At 77.0% G+C, this 10572-nt stretch carries 15 protein-coding genes; 3 read left to right on the top strand and 12 right to left on the bottom strand.

The window, feature by feature from the left end; translation table 11 throughout:
- Positions 1 to 759 (top strand): RNA polymerase sigma factor SigF (locus VGB14_18475; GenBank protein ID HEX9994918.1); only part of this gene is annotated, 759 nt, incomplete at its 5' end.
- A gap of 230 nt (positions 760 to 989) precedes the next feature.
- Here VGB14_18475 and ligD read toward each other — a convergent pair.
- From ligD to VGB14_18425, 10 genes are read right to left on the bottom strand one after another with little or no spacing between them, the layout of a single operon-like run.
- Positions 990 to 1889 carry a non-homologous end-joining DNA ligase gene (ligD, locus tag VGB14_18470; protein HEX9994917.1) on the bottom strand — a complete coding sequence of 300 codons (900 nt, stop codon included), beginning with the start codon at positions 1887 to 1889 and terminating at the stop codon, positions 990 to 992.
- Positions 1886 to 2545 carry an ArsR family transcriptional regulator gene (locus VGB14_18465; protein HEX9994916.1) on the bottom strand — a complete coding sequence of 220 codons (660 nt, stop codon included), beginning with the start codon at positions 2543 to 2545 and terminating at the stop codon, positions 1886 to 1888. Before VGB14_18465 ends, ligD begins: the two co-directional genes overlap by 4 nt.
- A gap of 9 nt (positions 2546 to 2554) precedes the next feature.
- Entirely contained in the window at positions 2555 to 3331 is a 777-nt protein-coding gene (locus tag VGB14_18460) for an ABC transporter ATP-binding protein (protein ID HEX9994915.1), read from the bottom strand.
- Entirely contained in the window at positions 3328 to 4092 is a 765-nt protein-coding gene (gene cbiQ, locus VGB14_18455) for a cobalt ECF transporter T component CbiQ (protein HEX9994914.1), read from the bottom strand. The genes VGB14_18460 and cbiQ overlap by 4 nt, the downstream gene beginning before the upstream one ends.
- 1 nt (position 4093) lies before the next feature.
- Positions 4094 to 4390, bottom strand: coding sequence for a PDGLE domain-containing protein (locus VGB14_18450; GenBank protein HEX9994913.1), 297 nt, complete (start codon positions 4388 to 4390; stop codon positions 4094 to 4096).
- Positions 4390 to 5055 (bottom strand): energy-coupling factor ABC transporter permease, encoded by a 666-nt coding sequence (locus tag VGB14_18445; protein ID HEX9994912.1) that lies wholly within the window; start codon positions 5053 to 5055, stop codon positions 4390 to 4392. Before VGB14_18445 ends, VGB14_18450 begins: the two co-directional genes overlap by 1 nt.
- Before the next feature lie 60 nt (positions 5056 to 5115).
- A complete protein-coding gene (locus VGB14_18440) occupies positions 5116 to 5610 on the bottom strand; it encodes a PaaI family thioesterase (GenBank protein ID HEX9994911.1) in 495 nt (164 codons plus the stop codon).
- Entirely contained in the window at positions 5592 to 6428 is an 837-nt protein-coding gene (locus VGB14_18435) for a metal ABC transporter permease (protein HEX9994910.1), read from the bottom strand. Before VGB14_18435 ends, VGB14_18440 begins: the two co-directional genes overlap by 19 nt.
- Positions 6425 to 7165: a metal ABC transporter ATP-binding protein gene (locus VGB14_18430; GenBank protein ID HEX9994909.1), complete on the bottom strand. Its 741-nt coding sequence runs from the start codon at positions 7163 to 7165 to the stop codon at positions 6425 to 6427. Before VGB14_18430 ends, VGB14_18435 begins: the two co-directional genes overlap by 4 nt.
- Positions 7162 to 8025 (bottom strand): metal ABC transporter substrate-binding protein, encoded by an 864-nt coding sequence (locus VGB14_18425; GenBank protein ID HEX9994908.1) that lies wholly within the window; start codon positions 8023 to 8025, stop codon positions 7162 to 7164. The genes VGB14_18430 and VGB14_18425 overlap by 4 nt, the downstream gene beginning before the upstream one ends.
- Positions 8026 to 8071: 46 nt before the next feature.
- On the opposite strand from VGB14_18425, the gene VGB14_18420 reads away from it, so the two are divergent.
- A complete protein-coding gene (locus tag VGB14_18420; protein HEX9994907.1) occupies positions 8072 to 8506 on the top strand; it encodes a Fur family transcriptional regulator in 435 nt (144 codons plus the stop codon).
- 3 nt (positions 8507 to 8509) lie between these two features.
- On the opposite strand, the gene dut is transcribed toward VGB14_18420, so the two are convergent.
- Complete coding sequence (gene dut / locus VGB14_18415; protein ID HEX9994906.1) at positions 8510 to 8944, bottom strand: dUTP diphosphatase; 435 nt, start codon at positions 8942 to 8944, stop codon at positions 8510 to 8512.
- Between the two features lie 33 nt (positions 8945 to 8977).
- Between dut and orn the strand changes: the two genes are divergently transcribed.
- Positions 8978 to 9562 (top strand): oligoribonuclease, encoded by a 585-nt coding sequence (gene orn, locus VGB14_18410; GenBank protein ID HEX9994905.1) that lies wholly within the window; start codon positions 8978 to 8980, stop codon positions 9560 to 9562.
- On the opposite strand, the gene VGB14_18405 is transcribed toward orn, so the two are convergent.
- Complete coding sequence (locus VGB14_18405) at positions 9495 to 10568, bottom strand: glycosyltransferase family A protein (GenBank protein HEX9994904.1); 1074 nt, start codon at positions 10566 to 10568, stop codon at positions 9495 to 9497. The genes orn and VGB14_18405 overlap by 68 nt on opposite strands.
- Positions 10569 to 10572: the final 4 nt, after the last annotated feature.

Genomic DNA, 10572 nt, shown 5'->3' with positions numbered 1-10572 from the left:
CTGGAGGACGCCGAGCGGGAACAGCTCAGGGAGAAGTTCGAGGAGTACGCCGTCCGGCGCGAGCGCGCCCTCCGCGACGAGCTCATCGAGGCGCACCTGCGGCTGGCCGAGCACCTCGCTCGCCGTTTCGCCAACCGGGGGGTCGCCCTGGACGACCTCGTGCAGGTGGCGTCGCTCGGCCTCGTGAAGGCGGTCGAGCGGTTCGACCCGGCCCGGGGCCTCGAGTTCTCCACGTTCGCCACCCCGACGATCGTCGGCGAGCTGAAGCGCCACTTCCGGGACAAGGGATGGGCGGTGCGGGTGCCCCGCCGCATCCAGGAGCTGCACGTCGAGATCAACTCGCTCGTCAGCGAGCTCACCCAGGAGCTCGGCCGGTCGCCGACCGTGTCCGAGCTGGCCGAGCGGGCGGGGACCTCGGAGGAGGAGGTGCTCGAGGCGATGGAGGCCGGGCAGGCGTACCGGTCGTCCTCGATCGACGCCCCGAGCGGCGCCTCCGACGGCGACGAGGCCGCGCCCGGCCTCGCCGAGCAGCTCGGCGAGCGGGACGCGGCGCTGTTCGACGCCGAGAACCGGATCCTCATCACCGGCCTGCTGACGACGCTCCCGCGGCGCGAGCAGCTGATGCTGCACCTGCGGTTCTTCGAGGGGATGACCCAGAGCCAGATCGCCGAGCGGCTCGGGATCAGCCAGATGCACGTCAGCCGGCTGCTGGCCAAGAGCCTGCGCATCCTGCGGGAAGCGGCCGAGGCCGCCGGCTGACCGCCCGCCCCGGCGGGACGGCGCTCGCGTCGGCCGACGGCTCGCTCGCGCGTACGGCGCTCACTTCGGCTGACGCTGCTCGCTCCGGCGCGACGACGCTCGCGTCGGCCGACGGCTCGCCCCGGCGGACCGCTCCGCTCGGCTGACCGCTCGACCCGGCGGGACGCGGGGCGTTCGCGTCGGCTGACGGCTCGACCCGGCTGGCTGGTCGTCCGGGCGGGCCGGTGCGGCTAGCCGGGGTCGGCGCCGGACTCGGCGAGGAGCGCGTCGAGCGCCTCGCGGGCGGGGGCGAGGGGGCGGGCGGCCTCGTCGATCGTCGCCCACGGGTCGCCGGCCGTCGCCAGGCGGCGGGGCGCCGTCCGCACGGTGAACCGGTCCGGCAAGGCCCGGCCCAACTCCTCCCACCGCAGCGGCACGGCCACGCCGGCGCCGGGCCTCGCCCGCACCGACCACGGGGCGACGACCGTCTGCGCGTACCCGTTGCGGTTGGCGTCGAGGAACAGCCGCCCGCCCCGTTCGGCCTTCGAGAACGCGGTCGTCAGCTCGTCCGGGTCGCGGGACGCCACCAGGGTGGCGAGGTCGGCCGCGAACGCGTGCGCCTCCTCGGTGGTGGCCGACCGGTCGAGCGGGGCGGTCACGTGGAACCCGCGCGACCCCGTGGCGGCGAGGTGGGGCACCAACCCCACCTCCTCGAAGGCCCGCCTGGCCGCCCTGGCCGCCCGCCGCAGCAGGGCGAGGTCGGGCTCGGACGGGTCGAGGTCGAGCACGAGGCGGTCGGGGTGCAGCGGCCGGTCGGCCCGCGCCAGCCAGACGTGCGCCGTCACCATCCCCTGGTTGGCCAGGTAGACGAGGGCGTCGGGCGAGGCGACGACCGGGTGGGTGATGGTCCCCTTGCCGCCCTTCGGCACGGTCGCCCGCTCCACGAACGGCGGGAAGTGGTCCGAGGCCGACTTCTGGAAGAAGCCCTCCCCGGTGACCGGGCCGTGGTAGCGCTGCATGGTGAGGGGCCGGCCCTCGAGGTGGGGGACCATGGCGTCCGCCACCTTCTCGTAGTAGGCGACGAGGTCGCCCTTGGTGATCCCCGCGTCGGGGAACAGCACCCGCTCGGGGTGGGTGACCGTGACGGTCACGGGCGGGGCCGGACCTCGTAGGCGCAGTGGTGCGAGCCGGCCACCATGTGGGCCACCCGCTCGACGGTGGCGCCGGGCAGCACCTCGCGGAGGAACGACAGCTCGGTGCCGCAGGCGGTGCCGTAGCGGAGGGCGACCGAGAGGATGGCGCAGTTGTGCTCGACGATGCGCCAGGCGCCGTCGGCGGTGCGCTCGACGTGGGCCAGGTAGCCGTCCTCGTCGAGGATCCTCGCCAGCTCCGTCACCTGCTCGCCGAAGCCGAGGCCGGCCAGGCGCTCCCTGGCCTGCTCGACCCGGCGGACCCGGCGGCGCTCGAACACCCGCTCGACCAGCTCGGGGTCCTCGTCCTCCACGTAGGTGAGCAGCTCGTTGGCCAGGTCGCCGTAGCGGCGGGGGAACAGCGACTCGCCCGCCTCGGTGAGGTGGTAGCGGTGCCGGGGGCGGCCGGGGCGGCCCCGCTCGGCCCGGTGGGCGACCAGCCCGTCGCCGACGAGGCCGGCGAGGTGCTGGCGGACGGCGCTCACCGTGATGGCCAGCTGGGCGGCGAGGTCCTCGGCCGACGCCTCGCCCCGCTTCTTCAGCGCGACGAGGAGGGCCCGCCGGGTGGTGGGCAGGCTCGCCAGCGACGGCGTGGGGGCGGGGGCGGCGTCGGCCACCGGCCCAGCCTACGGCTCGCGGCCGGTTTGCACAGGGCGAGGTGGCGCAACGCGGCGGGGGTCGAACCCGAACGGCAGCTCCAGCCGGTTGGCGCCGAGCAGGGCCTCGTCGGCCAGCAGGTCGGCCGTCGGGCCGTCGGCCACCATCCGGCCGCCGTTCAGGATCACCGCCCTCGGGCACAGCTCCAGCGCGTAGGGCAGGTCGTGGGTGACCATCAGGACGGTCAGGTCGAGCCCGCGGACGACGTCGGCCAGCTCCCGGCGGCCGGCCGGGTCGAGGTTCGACGAGGGCTCGTCGAGGACGAGGACCTGGGGGCCCATGGCGAGGACGGTGGCGACGGCGACCCGCCGCCGCTGGCCGAAGCTCAGGTGGTGGGGCGGGCGGTCGGCCACCGCCTCCATGCCGACGGCGGCGAGGGCCCGGTCGGTGGCGGCGCGCAGGTCGTCGCCCCGGAGGCCGAGGTTGGCCGGCCCGAAGGCCACGTCCTGGCCGACGGTCGGCATGAACAGCTGGTCGTCGGGATCCTGGAACACGATCCCGACCCGGCGCCGCACCTCCCCGAGGGTGCCGGGGCCGACCTCCAGCCCGCCGACCTCGACGGTCCCGGCGCCGGGGCGGAGCACGCCGTTCAGGTGGAGGACCAGCGTCGTCTTGCCGGCGCCGTTGGGGCCGAGCACGGCCACCCGCTCCCCCGGCGCGACTTCGAGGTCGACGCCGAACAGCGCCTGGTGCCCGTCGGGGTAGGCGTAGGACAGCCGCCGGACCCGGAGGGCCGGGGTGGTCACGCGGCGACCGCGGCGGCGAGGGCGACGGCGGCCGCCGCCGCCGGCACGAGGAGGGCGGCGAGCCAGTCGGCGCCCGCCGCGGCGGCGCCGCCGACGGCCGGCATGGTCCCGTCGAAGCCCCTCGACAGCATGGCGAGGTGGACCCGCTCGCCCCGCTCGTAGGAGCGGACGAACAGGGCGCCGGCGGTCGCGGCCACCGCCCTCGCCTGCCACAGCCAGCGGGGGTCCGAGCCGCGGGACTCCCTGGCGATCCGCATGCGCCGCAGGTCGCCGGCCACCACGTCGGCGTAGCGGACCATCGCCCCGGCGACGGCGGTGAACACCCGCGGCACCCGCAGCCGGTCGAGGCCGGTGACGACGTCGGCGAGGGGCGTGGTGGCGGTGAGGACGAGGGTGGCGCCGAGGCCGAGCGTCGCCTTGGCCAGGATCGACCAGGCGCCCCACAGCCCGGCGACGGACAGGGGCACGCCCAGGACCTCCGTCCGCTCGCCCCCGCCCACGAGCGGCAGGGCCAGCGCGAACAGCAGGAACGGCACCTCGATCACGAGCCGGCGGGCCAGCACGCCGAGCGGGAGCCGGCCGACGGCGGCGGCGGCGACCACGACGGCGGCGTGGGCGGCGAAGGCCCAGAACGCCTCCCGGGGGGTGGCGACGACCGCCACCACGAACAGGAACGTCGCCGCCAGCTTGCACTGGGCCGGGAGCCGGTGGACCGGCGACGGCCCGGGGACGACGAGGTCGGCGACGTGGCCGGCGCCCACCTCAGCCGGCGCGGGACGAGCGGCGCCGGACGACGAGGAGCAGCCCGGTGCCGAGCGCGAACGTGACGACCACGCCGAGCACGCCGGCGAGGCCGGTCGACACCCGGTCGTCGTCCACCCCGTCGACCCGGTAGTCGGCCACCGGCGACCCGGAGAGCGCGTGCTCGTCGGCCTCCCCGGCGAAGCCCTGGTCCCGGGCCACCCGCTCCAGGCCGTCGGGCTCGTCGCTGGCGACCGCGCCGGCCAGGCCGGCGACCAGCACGGCCACGAGGATGCCGGCCACGACGAACCGGCGCATCAGGCGTCGACCAGCACGGGCGGCCGGTGGTCGGCGCCGTGGACGAGGTCGGGCCGGACGGCCAGCACGGCCCCGACGGTCATCGCCGTGATCACGCCCTCGCCGACCCCGACGAGCGTGTGGACGCCGACCATGGCGGCCAGGACGGCGCCGGTCGACGCGTCGCCGGTGCCGCCGAGCGCGTACTCGACGGCGAAGGCGGTGGCGGCGAGGACGGTGGACAGCCCGGCGGCCACGCCGGCGGCCAGCGGGACGGCGCCGGGCGTGCGGGGCAGCACGGCCCGGGCCACGAGGAACAGGGCGTACCCGCCGAGCGCGCCGACGAGGGCCATGTTGGTGACGTTCAGCCCGAGCGCGGTGAGGCCGCCGTCGGCGAACAGGGCCTGGACGGCGAGCACCACGGCGATGCACACGGCGCCGGTCCACGGCCCGACGAGCACGGCGGCGAGCACGCCGCCCAGCAGGTGGCCGCTGGTGCCGGCGGCCACCGGGAAGTTGACCATCTGCACGGCGAACACGAACGAGGCGACGAGGCCGGCCAGCGGCACCTGGCGGTCGGCCAGCGCGTCCCTGGTCCGCGAGACGCAGACGGCGAGCCCCCCGACGGCGACGGCGCCGGCGCCGAGCGACGTGCCGGCGTCGATGAAGCCGTCCGGGATGTGCACGTCGCGCGCCTCCTTGTTGCGACCGGTTCGCAAGAACGTACCGGCGGCGGGCGGCGCGGTCTAGTCGCGGAGGTAGTCGGCGTCGGGCGTCCCCGAGATGTCCGAGCCGATGGCGTCGACGGCGGCGGCCGCCGACAGCGCCCGGAACGTGGCCGTCGACTCGGCGCACGGCCGGCCCCGCTCGTCGCTGACCGTCGCCGCCGTCGCCAGGTCGTCGCCGTGGGTCGCCGTCAGCCGGGCCTCGACCCGGTAGTCGCGCCCGACCCGGGCCGGCCGCAGGAAGCGGGTGGTCGTCTCGGTCGTCACCGCGAACCGGCCGCCGACGGCGATCGTCGCCCACGCCTGGGCCTCGTCCAGCACGGCCAGCACGACGCCGCCGTGCACGTAGGTCGGGGCGCCGGAGAACTCGGGCCCGAGGCGGAAGTCGGCCACGACGGTGCCGGCCTCGTCGTCGTGGAAGAACGGGATGCGCAGGCCGCTCGCGTTGGCCGGCTCGCAGACGAAGCAGTTCGACGAGAAGCCCCAGCCCTCGTTGGTCAGCGGTCGGAGGGCCACGCGTGCACGGTACCCCTGGCCGCCGTGACGGCGAAGACCGCCGCGGCCACGAGCACGATCGTGCCGCCGGGCGCGAGTGCCCACAGGCGGGCCGCCACCAGGCCGCCGACGACCGACGCCCCGCCGATGGCGGCGGCGACCACGAGCGTCCCCCGGAAGGAACGGGCCAGGCGCTGGGCCGACCCCACCGGCAGCACCATCAGCGCGGCGACGAGCAGGACGCCGACCACCCGCATGGCGGCCACGACGGTGACGGCGGCCAGGGCGACCAGCCCGAGGTTGAGCAGGTCGACGGGCAGGCCGGCCACCCGGGCCGCGGGCTCGTCGAGGACGACCGCGAAGAGGGCCCGCCACGAGGCGACGACGGCGAGGAGGATCACGCCGCCGAGCACGGCCACGGTCACGGCGTCGGACCGGGTGACCGTGAGGATCGAGCCGAACAGGTAGGTGAGGACGCCGGCGTCGTAGGAGCCGGCCAGCCCGGCGAGCACGACCCCGCCGGCGATGCCCGAGTAGAAGAGCAGGGCGAGGGCGAAGTCGCCGGTCGCCCGGCCCCGGCTCCGCAGCCACTCGACGGCGACGGCGGCGGCGACGGCCGCGACCAGCGCCGTCCACGTGGGCCACACCCCGGCGAGCAGCCCGGCCGACACGCCGGCGAAGGCGACGTGGCCGATCCCGTCGCCGAGCAGCGACAGCCGCTTCTGCACGAGGAACGTGCCGATCAGCGGCGCGCACAGCCCGACGACCAGCCCGGCGGCCAGGGCCAGCTGCATGTACGTCCGCTCGAACGGCCACGGCAGGGGCAGCGGCAGGCTCACGGCTCCTCCAGCCACACGGGCAGGTCGTGGCGGTGGACGCCGAGGCTGACCCCGGACGCCTCCAGGTCGGCGGGCGGGCCGTCGAAGGCGACCGCGCCGTGGCGGAGGACGACGACGCGGTGGAGGTCGGGGGCGACGGCGCTCAGCTCGTGGGAGACGAGCAGCACGGTGGCGCCCGACTCGACCAGGCCGACGAGCGCGTCCCGGAAGCCGCGCTGGGAGGCGGCGTCGATGCCGGCCGTCGGCTCGTCCAGCACGAGCAGGTCGGGGCCGGAGGCCAGCGCCTTGGCGATGAACGCCCGCTGCTGCTGGCCGCCGGACAGGTCGCCCAGCCGGTCGGCCCGCCGGTCGAGGAGGCCGACGGCGGCCAGCGCCGCCCGCACCGCCTCCCGGTCCTCGGCACCGGGGCGGCGCCACCACGCCCGGCGGCCCAGCCGGCCGGCGGCGGCCACCTCCTCGACGGTGGCGGGGAGCAGGCCGGCGGTGGCCGGGCGCTGGGGGACGTAGCCGATGCGGGAGCGGTCGGCCACCCGGTCGGGCGGCTCGCCGAGCAGGCGGACCTCGCCCCGCTCGGGCCGGGCCAGCCCGAGCAGGACGCGGAGCAGGGTCGACTTGCCCGACCCGTTCGAGCCGACCAGGGCCACGAACTCGCCCCGCTCCACCCGCAGGTCGACCCCGGCCAGCACCGGGGTGCGGCCGTAGGAGAACGCCACCCCGGCGGCCTCGATCACGGTCACCGGCACCCGAGGCCCTCCCGCAGGGCGGCGAGGTCGGACCACATGGCGTCGAGGTAGTCGCCCTCGGCGGGCGGGCCCTCGATGGGGTCGAGGACGGCCGTGCCCACCCCGGCCTCCGCGGCCAGCGTCTCGGCCAGGTCGGCGGGCGCCAGCGCCTCCGTGAACACGGTCGTCACCCCGCCCCCCTCGACCAGGTCGGCCAGCTCGGCCAGGCGGTCGGGGTCGGCCTCGGCCTCCGGCGCCAGGCCGGTGAGCGGCTCGGGCTCGAGGTCGTAGCGGCCGGCCAGGTAGCCGAAGGCGGCGTGGGTCGTGACGAGCAGGCGGGAGCGGCAGTCGGCCAGGCCGGCCCGGAGGTCGGCGTCGAGCGCGGCCAACTCGCCGGCCAGCTCGTCCGCCCGCGCCCGGTACCCCGCCGCGCCGGCCCCGTCGACGGCGGCGAGCGCGTCCGCCACCTCGGCCACCACGGCCTGCATGCGGACCGGGTCGAGCCAGACGTGGGGGTCGCCGCCGACGACGTCCACGGCCGCCAGCACGTCGACCACCTCGCCGTCGGCGTCGCCGGCCGCCGCCTCGACGGCCGGCTGGAGGCCGCCGCCCACGAGCAGCACGAGGTCGGCGGTCTGCACGTCGTCCACCTGGTCGGGGTCGAGCTCGAGGTCGTGGGGCTCGACGCCGGGCGGCGTCAGCGTCACGACGTCGACCCGGTCGCCGCCCACCCGCTGCGCGGCGAAGGCCAGGGGGTACACGCCGGCCGCGACCCGGACGGGCGCCGCCTTGCCCGACCCGGCGGCGGCGCCGCAGCCGGCGGCGAGCACGGCGCAGGCGAGGACCGCGGGGAACCACCCGGGAGTGGGGACCATGACGAGAACGATTCTAACTCTCGACCTCAGCGGATACGATGGCCGGGTGGCAGGCGACCTGCACGCGGTCGTCACCGCCCGGCTGCGGCGGGACGGCCAGCGCTACACGGCGGGCCGGCGGGAGCTGGTCGACGTCCTCCTCGACGCGGACCGGCCGCTGTCGCTGCCCGAGGTGCTCGGCGCCCGGCCCGACCTCCCCCAGAGCTCGGCCTACCGCAACCTCGCCGTGCTGGAGCGGGCCGGCGTCGTCCGCCGCGTCCCCGGCCCCGGCGGGTTCGCCCGCTACGAGCTGGCCGAGGAGCTGACCGGCCACCACCACCACCTCATCTGCTCGTCCTGCGGGTCGGTCACCGACTTCACGGTCTCCCGCCAGCTCGAGCGCAGCCTCGGCCGGGCGCTGGAGCGGGCCGCCGGCGAGGCCGGGTTCCGGCCGGCCGGGCACCGCCTCGACCTCGTCGGCACCTGCCGCGACTGCGGCTGAGCGTCAGCGGCCGGTCGAGCCGAAGCCGCCGCCCCGGTCGGTGCCGGGGAGGGCGTCGACGGGCGTGAACACGGCCTGCTCCACCCGCTGGAGGACGAGCTGGGCGATGCGGTCGCCCCGCCGGACCTCGTAGGGGGTCACCGGGTCGGTGTTCACCAGCACGACCATCACCTCGCCCCGGTAGCCGGGGTCGATCAGGCCGGGCGTGTTCAGGCAGGTCACGCCGTGGCGGGCGGCCAGCCCGCTGCGGGGCTGCACGAACCCCGCCCAACCGTCGGGGATGGCGACGGCCACCCCGGTGGGCACGACGGCCCGCCCGCCCCCCGGGGCGAGCACGGCGCCCTCCCTGGCCACGAGGTCGGCGCCGGCGTCGCCGGCCCGGGCGTAGGCGGGGACGGGGAGGTCGGCGTCGAGCCGCAGCAGCGGCACCTCCAGCACGGGCGGGAGGGTAGTGCCGCCTAGGGTGGCGCCGTGCTGGCCTGGATGGACCTCGAGATGACCGGGCTGGACCCGAGCCGCCACGTGATCGTCGAGATCGCCTCGCTCGTCACCGACGACGAGCTGGAGATCGTCGAGGAGGGGCCGGACCTCGTCGTGCACCAGCCGGCCGACGCCCTCGCGCTCATGGACGAGGTCGTGGTCGAGATGCACACCCGCAGCGGGCTGCTCCCGGCCATCCGGGCCTCCACCGTCACCCTCGACGAGGCCGGGCGCCAGACCTTGGAGTTCCTCCGCCGCCACATCCCCGAGCCCCGCACCGTGCCGCTGTGCGGCAACTCGATCGGCACCGACCGCCGCTTCCTCGCCCGCTACCTCCCGGACGTCGAGGACCACCTGCACTACCGGTCGGTCGACGTGTCCACCCTGAAGGAGCTGTGCCGGCGCTGGTACCCCGGCGCCCTCGACCACGCCCCGCCCAAGGCGAGGGCCCACCGCGCCCTCGACGACATCAGGGAGAGCGTCGCCGAGCTGCGCTACTACCGCTCGGTCATGTTCCGCGACCGCGAACCGGCACGTCCCGCCCCTTCCACCGCACCCGGCGCCGCACCGTCCTGAGCACGGCCGACCGGGCGAACACGGCGAGGAAGGCGGCCAGCGGGGCCGGGAAGGCGACGGCCGTCGCCGGCCCGAACGAGCCGATGCGGCGCAGCATCCACCACAGCTCGGCGGCGACCGCGGCGTAGGCGGCGAGGCCGAGCGGGACCGGCTCGGTCAGCAGCCACCACGGGGCCTGCACGAGCAGCGACACCCAGGCGACGACGAGCACGAGGGTGACCGGTCGGGTCGAGGCCGCCCCGCCGCTCAGGTTCTTGCTCCACCCCTCGACGAGCGCGGGCAGCCCGCCCGGGTACATGCGGAACGACACCGTGCCCCGGCCGCCGAGGCAGGTGACGGGCAGCCCGGCGGCCCGGTAGCGGCGGGCGAGGGCGACGTCGTCGAGGACGGCGCCGGCGACGGCGGCGTGCCCGCCGGCGGTCGCGTAGTCCGCCCGCGTGGAGACGAGGACCGGGCCGAAGGCGCCGATCGGGGCCAGGCGGCGCCCGAGCGGGGTGAAGGCGTCGGTCCCCATCATGGCGACGACGTTGCAGACGGCCGAGAGCCGCTCTACGGCGGTGGGCACGAGGTGGTACGGCTGGACGGAGACGAGCCCGCCGGCCGCGGCGTGCTCGGCCACCACCCGGTCGAGGCCACCGGAGGCGATGCGGGTGTCGGCGTCGAGGAACACGAGGACGGGGGCCGTCGTGGCCGCCACCCCGGTGTGGCAGGCCCACGCCTTGCCCGTCCAGCCGTCCGGCGGCGGCGGGGCGGCGACGACGGTCGCGCCGGCCCCGGCCGCCACGTCGGCCGTCCCGTCCGCCGACCCGTCGTCGACGACGACGACCTCGTCGCCCGGCCGCCGGGCGGCGAGCAGCCCGGGCAGCAGCTCGGGCAGGGCGGCGGCCTCGTCCCTGGCCGGCACGACGACGGCGACGGGGCCGCGCCCGCCGCCCGCCGGGCGGGGCACCGGCACCCGCCAGAGCAGCCAGGCGCCGGCGGCCAGGCGGGCACCGGCCCCGGCCACCGTC

Source organism: Acidimicrobiales bacterium (assembly GCA_036399815.1).
In the GTDB taxonomy this organism is placed as follows: domain Bacteria; phylum Actinomycetota; class Acidimicrobiia; order Acidimicrobiales; family DASWMK01; genus DASWMK01.
Note: the sequence above shows the minus strand (reverse complement) of the source record. Positions and strands in the feature narration are given on the sequence as shown.